Source organism: Bradyrhizobium sp. SPXBL-04 (genome assembly GCF_051853035.1).
Lineage (GTDB): Bacteria > Pseudomonadota > Alphaproteobacteria > Rhizobiales > Xanthobacteraceae > Bradyrhizobium > Bradyrhizobium zhanjiangense.
The window spans coordinates 2,803,338-2,821,968 of sequence record NZ_CP182472.1 but is presented as its reverse complement, the minus strand read 5'-3'; the positions used below and the strand labels follow the sequence as shown (position 1 = coordinate 2,821,968).

The window sequence follows — 18,631 nt, the reverse complement described above, 5'->3', positions numbered from 1 at the left end:
TCGTGCCCGCTTCGGGAAAGACTCATGACCCGAAGCGTGCCTAGAAGCGGGGCTCGCACACGCGAGAGGTCCGCCTTGTCAGAGAGCCCGAACGGCGTCGCAACACCCGCCTCCATCGTCGATGCCCTGAAGGCGGTCGCCGGCAATCCGCCGAAAGTGCGTGCGAGCTTCGCGAAGGGCCGGTGTGTTCGCGGCACCTACACCCCGTCGGACCGGGCGGGGGACGTCACGAGATCGCGGAGCTTCACGAGGCCATCGCGCGTGCTGGCACGCTTCTCGGTGGGCGGCGGCAATCCTGACGTGGCTGATACCAACAACCGCGTGCTGCGCGGCTTCAGCTTCAGACTCGGCGACGAGGATCATCGATCCGACATCCTCACGGAAAGCGCTCCCGTGCATTTTGCAAGGACGCCCGAGCAGATGCTGGCCTTCCTCGAGGTGCGCAGCCCCGGACCGGACGGCAGGCCGGATGAGGCGAAGGTCGCGGCTTTCTCGGCGGCCAACCCCGAAACGCTCAATCAGGCGAACTATGTCGCCGCCCGCCGGCTGGCCGGGAGTTTTGCCGGCACGACCTATTGGGGTGTGCACGCCTTTCCGGCGACCAGCGCGCGAGGCGAGACGCGCTTCATCAAGTTCAAGGTCGCCCCGGTCGGCGACGACATGACGCTGACCGAGCAGGAAGCCGAGACGAAGCCGGCCGACTTCCTGCACGACGACCTGAACACGCGGATCGCCACCGGCGATGTCCGCTTCAACGTGATGGCGCTGCTCGACCGTCCCGGCGACCCCGTCATGGACGTGACCATACGATGGCCGGACGAGGACAGCCGCGAAGAAGTGCGCCTGGGTACGATCGTGATCACGGGGTTCGAACCGAACCAGGCTTGCGACGCCTCCATCTTCAATCCGGCCAATCTCGCCGATGGCATCGGGCACCCGCCGGATGAGATCTTTGCGGCGCGGCGCACCGCCTACGCCATTTCACTGGCGAAACGCCGTTGAGGGCACTGGCGCCCCAGATCAGCGGGGTCACGTCCCGGCGCGCGAGGCGCCGAGCGCCTCGCGGCGCCACACGGCCGGGCTGACGCCGACAATCGATGAAAACACGCGCGTGAAGTGACTCTGGTTGGCGAACCCGGCGGAGATCGCGATCTCCGTCAGCGGCAGGTCGCGAACGGTCATCAACTGCTTGGCGGCCTTCACCCGCTGATGAAGCAGCCATTGGTGCGGCGGCAGGCCGACGGAGATTCGAAATGCGCGGGAGAAATGGCTGACCGAGAGGTCGAGCTCGGTCGCGATCTTCTGTAGCGAGAGCTTGCCGCCGAGGTCGGATTCCAGCCTCTCGCAGGCACGTTTCGCCTGCCACGGAGCGAGCCCGCCGCGGGTGGGTCCGGCCGTACGCCGGAGCCCGCCATAAGTCTGGGCGACATGGGCAGTCAGCCCAAGCATCATGTGGTCGATGAAAAGCTGGTTGGCCTCATCCGGCCTGCGCAGGCCTTGCTGCAGCGACGCGCCGATGTGGCGGATGATTCCGTCGTCATGGCCAACGCCGATCTGACAGTCGAGTTCGTCGATCCGCGACCCATTGCACTGCTCGGAGATGCTATCGAGTGCCGATCGCGGAATGTAGAAAAACAACGAGTGGAACGGCTTGTCGATCACATAGCGCGGATCGCGCTTGAGATCGTAGAGATAGGTCGTACCGGCGTGGACGTCCGCCTTCATGATACACTTGCCGCGCTCCCAGAGCTCGCAATCCGGGTAGTCGTGAAGCTTCAGGCTGACGAGAAAGGCGTCTTCGGCGGTCAGCGAACCGGACAGGCCGGGCACCGGGTGATCATTCCGGGTTTCGGTGACCGCGAGCTCGGCGCTGCGCAGCGAGCGCGTGATCAGGGCCGGCGGCGCCTGCTTCAGACGCAGGAACTGCCCGAGCCTCTGTCCATAGGCGCCTGCCTGCGTCATCGGATTAGCCTTTCTGTGGAGGTCCGAGTGCAGGCCACAGTGTCCTGCAATTCCGGGCGCGCATTATCCAACATCCGGAGGCGACTGTCCACGTGCGCACGAGGCGCGTTTCACACGTTTTCACAAACGCACGATCAAATGGCGAACGTGCGTCACGCGACACGAGAATCGCGGTGCCGGCGCCGCATCGCTAGAACGACGTGCCGCCGCCGAACCTGAACTCCTGGACGACGTCGTATTTGCCCCTGGTGATCGGCACGGCATAGTCGAAGCGCAGCGGCCCGAACGGCGAGGCCCAGATCAGGCCGACGCCAACCGACGATCGCAACACATTGCCGTCATCATATTGCAGCCCGCATGTCGGACAGGCCGCCGTGTTGACTTCGCCGGTGGCCGTCCATGACGTCGGCCCCTGATAGCCCCAGAGCGAGCCGGCATCGGCGTAGATCGCGCCCTTCAGGCCAACCTCCTTGGGCAGGAACCAGAACGGCATCTGCAACTCCATCGACGCGCCCCAGTATTTCGTGCCGCCGAGCGCATCGCCGCTCGCGCCCAGGCTCCAGTAAGTGATGTCGCGCGGACCGATGCCGTTCGAAGCGAATCCGCGTACAAGGTTCGGTCCCATCTGGAAATGGTCAAGCATGCGCAGATCCTGCTCGCCGATCTTGTTGAGGATGCCGCCCTGAAGGTGGATCACGCTGACGATCTCGGACACGAGTGGCGTGTAATACTTCGTGTCAATCGCTGTCTTCAGGTAAGTCACATCGCCGCCCACCCCGGCGAAATCCTGCCGGAAGTCGACGAGCAACCCGTCGGTGGGGTTCTTGGTGTTGTCGAGCGTATTGTAGTTCAAGGTGTAGCCGAGCGCCGACGTCCAGGTCGCGCCGTTCGCCAGCTCTTTCCGGACCGGCAAGCTCGATTCGCCGTCGCCGTAGCAGCCGTATCCATAAACGCCGGAGTCCGTGGAATTGGTCGGGTCGACGCCGCCCAGAACGTTTTTGATGTAGGCCGGCGTCGGGTTGAAGGCCAGTGACGTGTTCGATGCGTTGTTGTTACAATTATTGTACGCGCTGGAGAGCGTAATGCTCTGCTGATAGAGCGAGTAGCGGAGCTGGAGTGAGAGGTCCTCGCGCAACGCAAAGCCCAGGCGCGGAGAGAAGCCCAGCGTCGTCACGCCATAGCTCGTATAGCTGTTCGACAATTGCTGGCGCCAATAAGTGTCGAATCCGAGCGCCAGCCTGTAGTCGAGCAGGTAAGGCTCGACGAAGGACAGAGATATACCACGCGAGTACTGGCCATAGCTGACGGACGCCTTGGCGTAGAGTCCCTTGCCGAGCAGGTTACGCTCGGAGACCGAAACCTCGGCCAGTGCGCCATCCGTCGTGGAGTAACCGCCCGAGATCGAGAAATCGCCGGTCGATTTCTCTTCCATGTCGACGATCAGGATCACACGGTCGCTGGGGGAGCCGGGCTCGGTGACGATCTTGACGCTCTTGAAGTAGTCCAGGTTCTTCAGTCGCCGCTCGGCGCGGTCGACCAACGCGCGGTTGTAGGCGTCTCCCTCGGAGAGGTCGAATTCGCGGCGGATTACGTAGTCGCGCGTGCGAGTATTGCCGCGCAAATTGATGCGCTCGATATAGATGCGCGGTCCCTCGTCGACGTTGAACACGACCGAGACCGTATGCGCCTCGAAATTGCGGTCGCCGCCGGGGCGGACCACGGCGAAGGCATAACCGCGGCGAGAGGCCTCGATCTGCATCTCCTCGGTCGACTTCTCGACCGATTCGACGTTGTAGAGCGAGCCGACATTGACGCGCGAATAGGTGCGCAGCGAGCCCGCATCGAAATTGGGAATGCTGGAGCGGAAATTCACCGCTCCGACCCGATATTGCTGTCCTTCCTCGATCTTGAAGGTGACGAGAAAGCCCTTCTTCCCCGGATCGTATTCGGTGAGCGCGGCCACGACCTGGACGTCGGCGAAACCATTCTTGAGATAGAAGCGACGGATCAGGTCGCGGTCGGCTTCGACGCGATCGGGGTCGTAGACGTCGTTGCTGCCGAGGAAGCTGAGCAGATTGCTCTCATGCGTCTTGATGACATCGCGCAGGCGTGAGGCCGAGAAGGTGCTATTGCCGATGAACTCGACCGATTTGACCGAAGTCTTGACGCCCTCCTCGACCGTGAAGATCAAGTCGACGCGATTGTTCGGCTGCTCGATGATTTCAGGCGTGACGCGCACGTCGTAACGGCCAGACCGGCGATATATCTCGGCGATTCGCAGCGTGTCAGATTGCACCAGCGACCGCGAGAAGGTGCCGCGCGGCTTGGACTGGATCTCGGCCGAGAGTTGCTCGTCCTTGATCTTCTTGTTGCCCTCGAAGGCGACACGACCGATCACGGCGTTTTCGACCACCGACACCACGATGCGGCCCCCGGCCCGGCTGATCTTCACGTCCTGAAACAGGCCGGTCCCGATCAGCGCCTTGAGGCCCTCGTCGACCGCCGATTGATCGAAACGCCCCCCGGGCCCCGGCCTGAAGTAGGAGCGGACCGTCTCGGCCTCTACGCGACGGTTGCCTTCGACGACGATCGTCTCCACCACTTGCGCGGCCGCCGGCCGCGGCAACAGCGCAAGCGGCAGTGAGCTTGCAATCGACACGCCACTCGCCGCCGCAACGACCAGCCAGGCCCGCAAAAACGACATTCCACACCTCAACAGTACCTCGCCTGCTCTGAAACGAGACGGCTGTGGCCGCGGTGTGGCTTTGAGATTGCTGTAGTGTTTCCGGTCGTTGAATTTGATTGGTTGATCGGTGGCGTGAATGTGGAGGCCACGACAAGCGCGCGGGCTGTCAATGGCAACCGACCGGCGTCGAAGCTGCCGCGCAGGCGGCTTGCCCTTGCTCACGTTCAGCAACATCGCGCAACGCCCGGATTCTTTACAGGCCCTTAAGCCGGTGCGAGAGGCGGCGACATCAGGAACTTGCAGGGGTGTTTGCCGATGAACGCGATTGCCATGACCAGAGCGGTGCTGGTCGCCGTCCTCGCTTCGACCTTCACCGCACATGCCGCCGCCACCGGCAAGCGCGACCAATCGCGAACGGCACAAAATGTCGTTTATGAGTATGGCCCGCACGGTCCCAATCGTTCCTATCAGTCCGGTCCGCATACGCGGCTCTATGTCAGCAAGCGGTCCTGGCTGGATGGCGGGACCGAGGTGCTCCCCGGCGAGCGCAAGTTCAGCGACTATGCCTTGCCGCCGGGCGCCTCGTTCGCACGCGAGAACAACAACCGGCCGCTCGACCGCCAGCCGCTGAGTCCTGATTCGGATTTGGGTGGATTTGCGCAGAGAATACCGATTTCGTGGTGATGGGACACTCTCGTGTCCGTCCGGGGAACGAGCGCGCAGTGGGGCGCTCGCTTCTCAACATCGTCATTGCGAGCGCAGCGACTTGTCCGCCGAAGCCTTGGCGTAGGCGGAAGCAATCCAAAATCTCTCCGCGGAAAGACTCTGGATTGCTTCGTCGCAAGGGCTCCTCGCAATGACGGAGCAAGGGGCACCGCCGTCGTCCTCCAACTCACGCCGGTCGAGCCGGGCGATGACAGCGAGTGTGTGGTTAGCGCTCGCCCCAATCTCGTCATTGCGAGCGCAGCGAGGTAATCCAGCCCCCCTCCGCGGCAAGATTCTGGATTGCTTCGTCGCAAGAGCTCCTCGCAATGACGGAGCAAGGGGCGCCGCCGTCGTCCTCCAACTGCCACTGTCATTCCCCGCGAAGGCGGGGAATCCAGTACGCCGCGGCCTCTCGGTTCAATCACTGCCGTCTCTGGATACTGGATCGCCCGGTCAAGTGTTCAGCCCGGGGACATGACCGACGGGTGTTCGGGGACATAGCCGACACTTTCTCCGCTCGCCAAGTCGATGATAGCGATTTGGTGGGCGGCAAAGAAGATCCCGTATTGCGCATCGTTTGCCGAGGGGCGGATGGCGAGGCGCTCGCCACGGAAGGCCTGTGGCACTTTCCACAGACGTCCCTTGAAGCTGACATAGGCCTTGGTCGTGGAGACGCGGCGCACGATCTCATGGCTGTCGTATTCGACCTGTGGCAATCGATCGGGCATTGGTCGCTGGCTGGGCCGATATCGACTGGCCGGGACCTGTTGTCCGAGCGCCTCGTGTGGCCGTTCGAAGTTGTAGACTTCCCGCCAGGCGTCGAAGGCACGCTGCGTCTCTGCGAGATCGCGGAACTGTCGCAGTGCGAACACCTCAGCCGCGAGGGTGCGGTGGAATCGTTCATTCTTGCCGCGGCTTTGCGGGTGATATGGGCGGCTGCGGATGACGGCGACGCCAAGCTTGAGCAGCCACACCGAGAACCGTGTCCATCGCTCGCCGGAAGGATCACCCCAGGGCGAACCATTGTCGACGAAGAAGGCCTCCGGGAGCCCGTAGTGGCGAAAGGTCTTCTCCAGGCGGCTGCGCACGGTATCTGTGCGTTGATCGGCACAGGCCTGCAGACACAGATCATAGCGGGAGTGGTCATCCACCACCGTCAGAGGATGGCACTGGGTATCATTGCCGAGCCGAACCCAGCCTTTGAAGTCCATCTGCCACAACAGATTGGGGGCCGGCATCTCGAAACGCTGGCTTGCCATCGGGCCGCCGATCGGAGGCTTGATGCGGCCAGACCGACGCAAGATCTGATGAACTGTTGAGACTGCTGGCGAACGCAAACCATTGCGCTCCAGGCAGTGAGCTATCTTGCGAGCTCCCCATGCCGGATGGGCATCGCGCACCGCGAGAATACGTGCCTCGAGCTCGCAATCGGTCTGTCCCGGGCTCGCATGCGGTCGGCGCGAGCGGTCGTTGACATTCTGATCCGCTTGCCATCGTGCAAGCCACTTGTAGCCCGTGTCGGGATGGATATTGAACCGCCGGCAGAGCTCCCGCCGGTTCGCTCCCTCCTGCATCGCAAGCCGCACGAACTCCCGCCGCTGATCCATCACCGACACCTCTCGCCAGGGCATGGACTTGGCCTCCTTTACCGCCAAATCCCTGCACTATGATGTGTCGGCTATGTCCCCGAACACCCGTCGGTCATGTCCCCGGGCTGAACACTTGACCGGGCGATGACAGCGCGTGGTTGGTCGCAGACACGCCTTCGCATTCTCGCGGCGCGTTTCGCCCGAGCTTTGCTTGATCTCTCCACCCTCCAAAGCCAAGAGGGCGCAGGGAAGGCCGGGTGCCGGCTGGCACCCACGGTCCGCTGTGCGAAGGCACACGCAGAAAAACTGCACAGCGGCATACAGGTGAAGCCGAACACACGGCCTTCCCTGCGCAGTGATCGGACGGCTTATGCCGCGCTCTCCCGGGAGCCGAGTTCGTTCTGGCCTCCCTCACCCCAGCGAAAGTCGCCGGCACCGCGCCGGTTGACACGAATGCCGCATCCGCCAGGGCTTGACCGTAGCAACGACGGCCAGGACCACACGGTTTTGCCGTACGCACGGTTCGCTATTCGCCGCAGTCTTTCCAACCCTGTCGACGGGGCCGGAAACTTGCTGGCGAGACGAACCTGACAGCGCCGTTCGTCCGCACGAAGCCTCGGGCTCACGGAGAGCAATCCGCCCTGCCCGCACACCTCGCACACGACGCTGCCGCGTCCACCGCAAGCCCGACTCACGATCATCACGACACATGATCGCCCCTCAAGGGGTAAGCCGGGTTGGGCCAACACATACGCCAATTCCGAATTTCGGTAAAGTGGAATATTTTTGCAAGCGCGGCTTGACACCGATGCGTGTCGGAATGGCGCGCGGTGTTTTGCCCGACGGGCAGTCTCGCCCGGCGCCGAGATGTCGGGCAACATCTGTTCATATCCAGCAACCGCCTGTCGAGCGCCAGCCGCGGCCTGGTCTCGCTTCGCCCGGCCCGTCCGCGAGCCATCAGAACCTCTTCCACGGAACGATGGCGTCCGCTTACAGCTTTCGAGCGCTGCCTGCGACAATTCGGGCAAGCCTCGGACATAAAGGCGCGGCAATTCTGGGGCCTCTGGAGCATCCCACCCTTGCCTGCTTCCCCGGAGTTCCCATGCATTCTGCCGACCGGCCGGCGACGCGCCTTGCGACTCGGCTCGCCTTCCTCGTCGCGGGCTTCGGCATCGCGTGCTGGGCGCCGCTGGTGCCGTTCGCGAAGACGCGCCTCGGCGTCGACGACGGCATCCTCGGATTGCTCCTGCTTAGCCTCGGCATCGGCTCGGTCCTCGCCATGCTTCTGACCGGCGTCCTGAGTGCGCGCTACGGCAGCAGGCCGATCATCATTGCGGGCGGGCTCGGTCTTGCCCTGGTCCTGCCGCTGCTCGCGATCGCGAGCTCGCCCGCAGCGCTGGCGCTGGCGCTCTTTGCGTTCGGCGCCGCGCTCGGCTCGATCGACGTCGCCATGAACATCCATGCGGTGGAGGTGGAGCGCGCCGCGAAGCGCCCGCTGATGTCGGGCTTCCACGCTTTGTTCAGCATCGGCGGCTTCGCCGGGTCCGCGCTGATGACGGCACTGCTCTCGCTGCAACTCGGCGCGCTCACTTGCACGCTGATCTGCTCTATCCTGATGCTGATCGCGATGTTTGTAACCTGGCCGCGCCTGCTCCGTTCGGCGCAGGTTCAGGAGGGTCCGCTGTTCGTGCTGCCGCACGGATCGGTGCTCCTGCTCGCGCTGCTCGGCGCCATCACCTTCCTCGTCGAAGGTGCGATGCTCGATTGGGGAGCGCTGCTCGTCATCGGCGCGGGCCTCGTCTCGGAGGCGCAAGGCGGCGCCGGCTATATCGTGTTCTCGATCGCGATGACGGTGGGGCGGCTCGGCGGCGACGCCGTCGTCGCGCGCATCGGCGACCGCACGACGCTGTTGTGGGGAAGCCTCATTGCCATCGCGGGCTTCGTGGTTCTGCTCACGGCTCCGATCGCGGCGGTGGCCATAGCCGGTTTCCTGCTCATCGGCCTCGGCGCATCGAATCTGGTGCCGGTGCTGTTCCGCCGGGCGGCCAAGCAGACCGCCATGCCCACGGGCCTCGCCGTCGCGGCGATCACGACCGCCGGCTATGCCGGCATCCTCATCGGTCCCGCCGGCGTCGGCTTCGTTGCTCGCGTCAGTGGGCTGCCAACGGCGTTCTGGCTGCTGGCCGCGCTGATGGGTCTCGTCACGCTATCGGCAGGCGTCGTCACGAAGGAGCAACGCCGGACATCGCGCGTCAGCGCGTGAGCGGCCTCACAACTGATTGAGCCCGATCGATTTGATCACGGGCGCCAGGCTTGCCGTTGTCGCCTCGACGATGCGCTGGAATTTTTCGGGGCTTGAATCGGCGTCCGGCTCCATGCCTTGCGCGCGATAATTCGCGAGCAGCGTCGCATCGGCCATGGCCAACCGCGTAGCCTGGGCGATCCGATCGATGATCGCATCATCGGTACGCTTGGGCGCGAACAGCCCGAACCAGCCCTCATATCTGAGATCCGGCATGCCGGATTGGACCGCCGTCGGGATATCAGGCGCGCCGCTCAGCCGCCTTTCGGTGGTGACCGCAAGCAGCCGGATCTTGCCGGCCTGGCTCAGCTGCTGCAACTGGACCGACATGACGGCAATGACGAGCGAGATCTGGCCGCTGACGAGATCATTGGTCGCCTGCGCGATGCCCCGATAGGGCACGTGGACGATATCGAGCGCGCCGGCCTGCTGCTTGAAGGATTCGCCGACCAAATGATTTCCCGTCGCGACGCCCGGCGTCCCGTAGGACAGCTTTCCCGGATTGTCCTTCGCATAGGCGATCAACTCGCGCAGATTGGCCGCGGGCAATGAAGGATGGACCGCGAAAACCAGCGCGCTGTTGATCAGGCGGTAGATGGCGCGGAAATCGCCGACGGAATAGCCGGGATTTGCCGAGGTCAAGGGAATGATGACCTGCGTGCTGCCGTTTCCGAGCAGCAGCGAATAGCCATCGGGCTCCTCGCGCGCGACCGCGGCAGTCCCGATCGCGCCGCCTGCGCCGCCGATATAGTCGACGAAGGCCGGCCCGAGCAGCGTTGACATCTTGTCGACCCATGGGCGCCCGATCTGGTCACCCGATCCGCCAGCCCCGTAGGGGATCACCAGTCGAATGGGACGGGACGGATAGTCGGCGGCTTGTCCGCTGCGTGGGATGGTCGCCAGCGCCGCTGCGCCTGATAGCGCAGAGACGAACCGTCGCCGCGAGAAGGAAGGCATGTTCGAATTCCGGAAGCGGTAGTTACTGTCGAGGCGGGACCGGCTCCCCGTCATCCCATCGCAGCAATCGGCGACCGCCGTCAATGCTCCGGTCCGATCGAGCGGCAGCATCACCGCCGTGGCATGCTGGTCTAACCCATTCCTTTTCAAGAATTATTTCAATCAGCCGAGGCCGACCCAAGCCATCTGCGCAGGTCTGCCAGCCATGCGGCTTTCGGCCAGTTTACTCGGCGCCTCGTTCTGCTAGACCAGAACGAAATACCTTTTGACTCCCGCGAGGGGGCAATGGCGCGTGCCAGCACATAGTAACCAAGATTCAGCCATTTCATTTGGGCCATTTCGGCTGTTTCCCAAGTCCCGGCTCTTGGAGAAGGAGGGCGCGCCGCTTCACGTCGGCGGCCGCGCGCTCGACATTCTGATCTTCCTGGCCGAGCGTCCCGGTGAAGTCATCGACAAGCGCGAGCTGGTCAAGCGCATCTGGGCCGACGTCAATGTCGACGAAGGCAGCCTGCGCTTTCATGTCGCAGCACTGCGCAAGGTGCTCGGCGATACCGGCAAGTCGGCCCGTTATGTCGTCAATGTACCCGGCCGCGGCTATTGCTTCGTCGCCTCGTTCGCGCAAGCGCCGCCGCAGGTCGCCCCACCCTCCGCCGAAACCGCGCTTCCTCGCTCCCTGCCCGCTCAGCTTGCGAAGATGATCGGACGAGAGGAAGTCATCGAGAAGATCTCCAATGGACTTTCGCTCCATCGCTTCATGACCGTGGTCGGCCCGGGCGGCATCGGCAAGACCGCCGTCGCCGTCACCGTCGGGCATCGCCGATCCCAGGATTTCGGTGGGCGCGTCTTCTTTGTCGACTTCAGTCCGTTGCGGGACGCCAGCCACATCGCGACCACCATTGCTTCGGCGCTCGGCCTGACCATCAGCTCGGAGGATCCGACGCCGGCCCTGCTGACATTTCTGAAGACCGGCCCGGCCCTGCTGATCTTCGACAGTTGCGAGCACGTGCTGGATGCGCTGGCGCCGCTGGTCGAGCACATCGTTCGCGAAGCACCGCAGCTTCGCGTTCTCGCGACCAGCCGCGAGTCGTTCCGCAGCGAAGGCGAGCGGATATTCAGGCTCTTCCCGCTGGATTGTCCGCCGGAGCGCGAGGACCTTGATGTCGCCGATGTCCTTGCCTACCCTGCCGCTCAACTCTTCGTCGAGCGCATCGCGCAGAGCTCGGGTCCGTTCCAGCTCAGCGCCGAAGAGGCCCCGCTCGTCGCCAGCATCTGCCGGCGCCTCGACGGCATTGCGCTGGCGATCGAGCTCGCGGCAGGCCGCGTCAATGCCTATGGCATCGCCGGCACCGCATCCCTGCTCGACAGCCGCTTCTCGCTGCAATGGCGGGGACGCCGCACCGCCGTGCCGCGACACCAGACCCTCGCCGCCGCGCTCGACTGGAGCTACGATCTGCTGCCCGCGGCGGAGAGCGCCACCTTGCGACGGCTGTCCATCTTCGCCGGGCCGTTTGCACCGGAGGCGGCTGCCGCGGTCGCGGCCGGCGACGGCCTCAGCGAAGCGGAGACGCTGGAGGCGATCGACAGCCTGGTCACCAAATCGCTGATCTCGCCGTCCGGTTCGCGAACGCTGCGCTATCGCCTGCTCGACACCACGCGCACCTATGCGCTCGCGAAGCTGCACGAGCTCGGCGAAAACAGGCAGTTCGCGCGGCGCCATGCGGAGCATTTTCGCGATTTCTTCGAGCGCGCCGAGGCCGACACGACAACGCCGCTGCCCGAATGGCTGAACATCTACGGCGCAGAGCTGGACAATGTGCGCACGGCGCTGGACTGGGCCTTCGCGCCCGACGGCGACGCTGCACTGGGAATCGCCCTGACCGCAGTTGCGGTCTCACTGTGGGTGCGCCTTTCCTTGTTCGCCGAATGCCGCGAGCGCACCAGAACGGCCCTCGCCGCGCTCGGCGACGCCGGCGACAACGACCGTGTCCGCATGCAGCTGCTGTCGGCGCTCGGCTGGTCGCTGATGTATGGCGAAGGCCGCGCGCGCGAGGCGCGCCCGATCCTGGAGACGACCCTCGAGCTGTCGGACAGGCTCGATGACAAGGATTTCCGGCTGCGCGCGCTCTGGGGTTTGTGCATCGACCAGTTCAACAACGGGCAGTTCGGCAAGGCCCGCGCGCTTGCCGAGCGCTTTGCCGACGCGGCAGCGAACTCACCCGACAAGACCGATGTCATGCTGGGCGACCGGCTGATGGCCGTCGCGCTGCACTATCTCGGCGACCAGGACGAGGCGCGCGTGCGCATCGATCGGGTCAACATGTCGCTGCATGTGCTGGCGGAGAAGCCGAAAATCTTCCCGCTCGACCTCAGGATATCGACGCAATATTTCCGCGCCCGCATCCTGTGGCTGCAAGGCCTGGCCGATCAGGCCCAGGCACTCGCCGCCAGGAACATCGAGGAAGGCCGCGCCAACGGTCACGCCCTGACCTTCTGCAGCGTGCTGGGACAAGCCGCCTGCCCGATCACCTTCTGGGCCGGCGATTTTGACGCCGCGGAGCGCCACGGCACCGAGTTGCTCGAGCACACCGAGCGCCATGCGATCCGGCTGTGGGGCTTGTGGGCAAAGGCCTTCAACGCAGCGGTCATTGCCAAGCGAGGCGACGTCGCGACGGGCCTGCCGCTGCTGCGCGAAGAGCTCAATCGCGCCGGCGATGCGCGCTTCCTGCCGCGATTTCTTCCCTTGCTCGGCGAACTCGCGGCGGCCTTCCTGGAGACCGACCAGATCGACCGCGGCCTCGACGTGATCGATGACGTCCTGACCCGTTGCAACGACCGGCAGGAGCTCTGGTATCTGCCAGAACTGACCCGCATCAAGGCAGAATTGATGCTCAGGAGCGCGCGTCACTCGGCGGATGCCGAAGCACGCTTGCGCGGGGCCATGGATATGGCCGTTGCGCAAGGCGCTCGCTTCTGGGCGCTGCGCTGCGCGATCAGTCTCGCGCGATTCATGTTCAGGGCTGGCCGAAGCGCAGAAGCACTGGCGGTTCTCGACCCCGTCTGCGGGAGGTTCGCCGAGGGCGCAGACATCGCCGATATGCGCACTGCCCGCGATCTGATCGCGCAATTGCGCGCCTGACCGCGCGCGCTGACGCCGCGACGGCCTGGAGCACGATCAGTTCTGATTGAATCAGAACCGAAGCTCTAGATTCTTGTTTGACGCGTTTTCTTCACGCGAACCGGTATCCACTTCGCTCGAAAACGCTCTAGCCTCCGGCAGCAGCCGCACGCTGCGGCAGCTTCCAGCCCGGCCGGATGAAGTGGCAGGTGTAGCCGTCCGGATAGCGTTCGAGATAATCCTGATGCTCGGGCTCGGCTTCCCAGAACTCGCCGGCCGGCGCGATCTCGGTCACCACCTTGCCGGGCCACAGGCCCGACGCCTCGACGTCCGCGATCGTGTCCTCGGCAATCCGCTTCTGCGCCTCGCTGGTATAGAAGATCGCCGAGCGATAGCTCGTGCCCCGATCATTGCCTTGGCGATTGAGCGTGGTGGGATCGTGGATCTGGAAGAAGAACTCCAGCATGGTCCGGAAGCTGGTCTTTGCGGGATCGAACATGATCTCGATCGCTTCGGCGTGGCCCTCGTGATTGCGGTAAGTGGCATTCTTCACCTGACCGCCGGTGTAGCCGACGCGTGTGGAGACCACGCCGGGCTGCTTGCGGATCAGATCCTGCATGCCCCAGAAGCAGCCTCCGGCCAAAACTGCGCGCTCTGTCGTCATCTGTCCGCTCCCAATTGATCGCTCTGTCCGTTCTGCGCCTGTCGTATCATATGCTTTCGGCGGCCTGGCCGAAAGACAAGCATTGCCTGTATGTGTCCACCCGGTTCTCTCGTGGGCCCAAAGCTTCGACCGCTTCAGTTTCCCGACCAGAACCGGATGGACACGAGTTGAAAGCTCGCCGCTAGCCCAGCTTGGCGTCGAGCGTGATCGCGGCGTTGAGCACCTTGGACACCGGACAGTTCTTCTCGGCCTCGCCGGCGAGGCGCGCGAAACCTGCTTCATCTAGGTTCGGCACCTTCGCGCGCAAGGTGAGCGCTGACTTGCTGATCTTGAAGCCTTTGCCTTCGGGTTCGAGCGTGACGGCTGCCTCGGTCGAGAGCTCCTCCGGCGTGAAGCCTGCCATTTGAAGGCCGAAGGCCAACGCCATCGTAAAACAGCCGGCATGGGCCGCCGCGATCAACTCCTCGGGATTGGTCCCCTTCTCGTTCTCGAAGCGGGTCTTGAACGAATAGGGCGTCTCAGCGAGCACACCGGATTCGCTTGAGAGATGGCCCGTGCCATCACGACCAGTGCCCTTCCATACTGCTTTTGCCTTGCGGATCATCCTGGTTCTCCTTGTTTGTTTGTGGATCGTTCAGCCCGGTCCCGGCGCCCCGCGCCGGTGGAAGACGGCGGTGGCCTCGTGCCTGCCGCCTCTCCAACCGGTCACGCGGCGCCGAGGTTCCGTTCGATTTGTCCGATGATTGGCGCAAGATGGAAGATTGCCTTCAACTCAGGACGGCAGCGGTAGACCGGCTTGCTCGCGCACGATGTAATCGGCGTACCAATCCGCCCAATTCTCGTCGTGTCCGCCGATCCGCGTCTCGTGCTCACCATGCGCGACCGATGCACGGCGCAACGCCGCCGCCAGATCGCGCTGCGAGGCGAACGTCGTGCCGTCTGCCGTGATGCGACCGGGCAATCGTGTCGTGACTTCCTGAAACAGCCAGCCATTGCCGTCGGGATCACTGAATGAGGCAAACGAGCTGTAGCTGCCGCGCTCCGGGTCAGCACCGCTGACCCGGACGCTGCCAAACAGATACGGCTCGTCCGGACCGGCGTGAACATCGCCGGCACCGTGGAAGGGTTCGCTGACCGCGATGCCGCGGTCGAGCAGATCTTGTCGTGCAGCCTCCAGATCGGAGACGATCAGATACAGGCCGCGCACCGAACCGGGCGCTGCGGCGGTAACGTTCCTGCCGAAAATCACCGAACAAGCCGAGCCCGGCGGCGTGAACTGGATCACGCGCCACTCGCTGCTCGACGCGAAGTCGGCGTCCAGTCGCCAGCCGAGGCGCGCGTAGAACGCCTTGGCGCGGTCGACATCGGAGACGGGGATGACGACGACTTCGAGCTTCAGGTCAAGGTTACGCGATGTCGAAGGCTTAGTCGCGACGTCACGGTCGATTTCGATAGTGGCCATGATAACCTCCCCGTTGGAGTAGGATTTAATCCGAAGGCCATACTGAATGCATCGCTCGGGTTTTGCCCGTTAGACGTTGCAAGATTCTGTTATGATCGGCGGCATCGCAATCTGGCGGCGGACACTGCGACCTCGACGGTCAAGCATGCTGACGAATTGTCGCAGTCATCGTCGTAAATCGCTCGCCTTTAAGCAAAATTTGTGACGGCTATTGCCCGTGCATTCGGTGATCGCCACGCGATTTCGCCATTTTCGGCCAGTTTACTGGACGTCTCGTTCTGATAGATCAACGTGCAGACATCAGCCTTTTTCAGCGGACCGTTGCTCGTGCCGGACACTAACGACCAGGATTCGGCCATTGCTTTCGGGCCGTTCCGGCTGTTTCCCAAGTCGCGGCTGATTGAGAAGGATGGCGCGCCGCTTCACCTCGGTGGCCGCGCGCTCGACATCCTCATCTTTCTCGCCGAGCGCGCCGGCGAGGTCGTGGACAAACGGGAGCTGATGCGGCGCGTCTGGGCCGACGTGAATGTCGACGAAGGCAGCCTGCGCTTCCACATCACGAATCTGCGCAAAGCCTTGGGCGATGCCGGCGAAGGCTCCCGCTACGTCGTCAACGTCCCCGGACGTGGCTATTGCTTCGCGGCCCCGCTGCTCCGGACAGCACCATTCGAGGACCGCACCAGCCTGCCTGCCGCTTCGCCCCACGCGCTTCCCTCGCCGCTTGCGAGGATGATCGGGCGCGACGATGCGGTCGAGAAGATCTCCGCAGAGCTGGCTCAGCACCGCTTCGTCACCATCGTCGGCCCCGGCGGGATCGGCAAGACCTCGGTTGCGCTCGCCGTCGCGCACCGCGAGCTCTGGGCCTTCGACGGTCGGGTGAGCTTCGTCGATTTCGGTGCGCTGACGGATGCCCGCCTCGTGCCCGGAACGATCGCGGCCGCACTCGGCCTGACCGTCAACTCCGACGATCCCATGCCGGGCCTGCTGACGTTCCTGCGCAGCCAGCGGATGCTGCTGGTGTTCGACAGTTGCGAGCATCTCCTCGATGAGCTCGCCCCTCTGGCCGAACGCATCGTCCAGGAGGCGCCAGAGCTGCACATTCTCGCCACCAGCCGCGAATCCTTTCGCACCGAAGGCGAGCGCGTCCACCGGCTGTTTCCACTGGATTGCCCGCCGCAGCGCGACGGCCTCAGCATCGCCGACATCCTTGCCTATCCCGCAAGCCAACTCTTCGTGGAACGCATTGCCGAGAGCCTGAGCGAGTTCGAGCTCAGCGAGGAGGATGCCCCGCTCGTCGCCGAGATCTGCCGGCGTCTCGACGGCATTGCGCTTGCGATCGAGCTCGCCGCCGGACGTGTGAACGCCTATGGCATTGCCGGGACCGCCTCGCTGCTGGACAGCCGCTTCTCGCTGTTGTGGCGAGGACGACGCACTGCGATTCCGCGACACCAGACCCTGAGCGCGGCACTCGCCTGGAGTTACGATCTGCTGCCGCCGGCCGAAAGCGCGACACTGCGCGGATTGTCGGTGTTCGTCGGCCCGTTCACGCTGGAAGCCGCAATTGCTGTCGCGTCCAGCCAGGGCATCAGCGAGTCCGAAGCTGTCGAGACGATCTCGAACCTGCTCTCCAAATCGCTGATTGCAACGTCGCCCGCGGAGCGGCGGCTGCGCTATCGCCTGCTCGACACGACACGCGCCTTCGTCGCGGACAAGCTCGTCGAGAACGGAGAAGCGGCCCGCGCTGCGCGCGCCCATGCCGAATATTTCCGCGATGTCCTGCGCGACATTGCTGTCAAATCAGCGGGCATGCAGAGCGCCGGCGGCTTCCTTCCTTATGCCGACTACCTGCCCAATGTCAGGGCCGCGCTGACCTGGAGCTTTTCGGATGGCGGCGACCGGACAATCGGCGTGGATCTGGCGGCCTCGGCAGCCCAGTTCTTCCTCGAGCTGACATTGCTGACGGAATGCTACCGTTGGACCCGGCAGGCGCTGGCCTCGCTCACGGATTCGATCGACAGCCGCCAGGAGATGACGTTGCAGGCCGCGCTCGGCGTCTCCGTGATGTTCACGCAGGGCAATACGGAAGCGGTCCGGGCGGCGTTCACGCGCAGTCTCCAGCTTGCAGGGGAGCTGGAGGATTTGCACTGGCAGCTCTGGCTGCTGCGCGGATTGCACATCTATCTCACCAGGGTTGGAGATTTTCACGGCGCGCTCGGCACGGGCGAACAGGGCGAAAGCGTTGCGCGCAGGCTGAACGATCCCGCCGCCGCGCTGAACGTGGAATGGATGCTGGGCGTTGCGCATCATCTGATCGGCAATCAGGACAAGGCCGTGCAGTTTTGCCAGAGCGCGATGATGCATAATCCCGGCTCGCAGCGGCTGAACATCGGGCATCTCGGTTATGACGACCGCATCGTGGCGCTGGTGGCACTGGCGCGCGGGCTTTGGCTCACCGGCCGGCCCGATCGTGCAATTGAGGCGGCCAGGTACACCGTTCGCGAGGCCGAGCTGCTGGAGCAGCCGCTGACCCTCGGTATTTCCTTGATCTGGACGATCTACGTGTTCCTCTGGGTCGGGGATTGGGCCAATGCCGAAATCCTGATCGAGCGGCTGATCGAACATTCCGCGCGTCACTTCCTCGGCCCCTATCATGCGGTCGGCATCGGCCAGAAAGGCGAGCTGCTGCTGCGCCGCGGCGACGTCGCCGCCGGCATGGAGCATCTTCGGCGCAGCCAGGCCACGCTGTACGCCACGCGGCACCGGATCATGACGACGGTGTTTGCGACCGCGCTCGCGGAGGGGCTGCTGGCCCAGAACCAGCCCGACGAGGCCCTGCGGACCATCGATGAGGCCATCGCGGAAATCCCCGATCATGGCGAGTCCTTCGACATGCCGGAGATGCTCAGGGTCAAGGGCGACATCCTCGTACGGTCTGGCAACATTGCGGAGGCCGAGAGCGTCTTGCGCAGATCGCTCGATCTGTCGCGGCGCCAATGCGCGGTCGGCTGGGAACTCCGCGGCGCGATCAGCCTTGTCCGCATCTGGGAGCGCACCGGCAAGGCCGCCGACGCGCGCGACCTGCTCACCCCACTCGTCGCGCAGTATCAGGAGGGCCTCCAGACCCGCGATCTGGTTGCCGCAAGAGGCCTCCTTGCCGCCCTGAATTGAGAGCATCTTCAACGAGATACC

12 protein-coding genes are annotated in these 18,631 nt (G+C 64.1%); 5 read left to right on the top strand and 7 right to left on the bottom strand.

Annotated features, from left to right (window positions below; all coding sequences use genetic code 11):
- The first annotated feature begins 75 nt into the window (after window positions 1-75).
- Window positions 76-1,002 (top strand): catalase family peroxidase, encoded by a 927-nt coding sequence (locus tag ACNJX8_RS13085; protein ID WP_439360924.1) that lies wholly within the window; start codon window positions 76-78, stop codon window positions 1,000-1,002.
- 27 nt (window positions 1,003-1,029) lie between these two features.
- On the opposite strand, the gene ACNJX8_RS13080 is transcribed toward ACNJX8_RS13085, so the two are convergent.
- Both ACNJX8_RS13080 and bamA read right to left on the bottom strand, forming a co-directional pair.
- Entirely contained in the window at window positions 1,030-1,962 is a 933-nt protein-coding gene (locus ACNJX8_RS13080; protein WP_439360923.1) for a helix-turn-helix domain-containing protein, read from the bottom strand.
- A gap of 190 nt (window positions 1,963-2,152) precedes the next feature.
- Window positions 2,153-4,666 carry an outer membrane protein assembly factor BamA gene (gene bamA, locus ACNJX8_RS13075; RefSeq protein ID WP_439360922.1) on the bottom strand — a complete coding sequence of 838 codons (2,514 nt, stop codon included), beginning with the start codon at window positions 4,664-4,666 and terminating at the stop codon, window positions 2,153-2,155.
- Window positions 4,667-4,963: 297 nt separating this feature from the next.
- On the opposite strand from bamA, the gene ACNJX8_RS13070 reads away from it, so the two are divergent.
- Window positions 4,964-5,332: a hypothetical protein gene (locus tag ACNJX8_RS13070; RefSeq protein ID WP_439360921.1), complete on the top strand. Its 369-nt coding sequence runs from the start codon at window positions 4,964-4,966 to the stop codon at window positions 5,330-5,332.
- A 482-nt stretch (window positions 5,333-5,814) separates the two neighbouring features.
- Here ACNJX8_RS13070 and ACNJX8_RS13065 read toward each other — a convergent pair whose 3' ends face one another.
- A complete protein-coding gene (locus tag ACNJX8_RS13065) occupies window positions 5,815-6,984 on the bottom strand; it encodes an IS481 family transposase (protein ID WP_128936665.1) in 1,170 nt (389 codons plus the stop codon).
- 1,060 nt (window positions 6,985-8,044) lie between these two features.
- Between ACNJX8_RS13065 and ACNJX8_RS13060 the strand changes: the two genes are divergently transcribed.
- A complete protein-coding gene (locus tag ACNJX8_RS13060; RefSeq protein WP_439360920.1) occupies window positions 8,045-9,205 on the top strand; it encodes an MFS transporter in 1,161 nt (386 codons plus the stop codon).
- Between the two features lie 6 nt (window positions 9,206-9,211).
- Here the strand turns inward: ACNJX8_RS13060 and ACNJX8_RS13055 are convergent, their stop codons facing one another.
- Complete coding sequence (locus ACNJX8_RS13055; protein WP_439360919.1) at window positions 9,212-10,201, bottom strand: Bug family tripartite tricarboxylate transporter substrate binding protein; 990 nt, start codon at window positions 10,199-10,201, stop codon at window positions 9,212-9,214.
- Between the two features lie 292 nt (window positions 10,202-10,493).
- Between ACNJX8_RS13055 and ACNJX8_RS13050 the strand changes: the two genes are divergently transcribed.
- A complete protein-coding gene (locus ACNJX8_RS13050) occupies window positions 10,494-13,337 on the top strand; it encodes an ATP-binding protein (protein WP_439360918.1) in 2,844 nt (947 codons plus the stop codon).
- A gap of 127 nt (window positions 13,338-13,464) precedes the next feature.
- Here the strand turns inward: ACNJX8_RS13050 and msrA are convergent, their stop codons facing one another.
- The 3 genes from msrA to ACNJX8_RS13035 form a co-directional block, all read right to left on the bottom strand.
- Complete coding sequence (gene msrA, locus ACNJX8_RS13045; protein ID WP_091878174.1) at window positions 13,465-13,980, bottom strand: peptide-methionine (S)-S-oxide reductase MsrA; 516 nt, start codon at window positions 13,978-13,980, stop codon at window positions 13,465-13,467.
- Window positions 13,981-14,161: 181 nt separating this feature from the next.
- The gene (locus tag ACNJX8_RS13040) at window positions 14,162-14,584 is read right to left on the bottom strand and encodes an OsmC family protein (RefSeq protein ID WP_128932423.1); all 423 of its coding nucleotides are present in this window, start codon (window positions 14,582-14,584) and stop codon (window positions 14,162-14,164) included.
- A gap of 168 nt (window positions 14,585-14,752) precedes the next feature.
- A complete protein-coding gene (locus ACNJX8_RS13035) occupies window positions 14,753-15,442 on the bottom strand; it encodes a VOC family protein (RefSeq protein WP_439360917.1) in 690 nt (229 codons plus the stop codon).
- Window positions 15,443-15,769: 327 nt separating this feature from the next.
- Between ACNJX8_RS13035 and ACNJX8_RS13030 the strand changes: the two genes are divergently transcribed.
- A complete protein-coding gene (locus ACNJX8_RS13030) occupies window positions 15,770-18,610 on the top strand; it encodes an ATP-binding protein (RefSeq protein ID WP_439360916.1) in 2,841 nt (946 codons plus the stop codon).
- Window positions 18,611-18,631 lie beyond the last annotated feature (21 nt).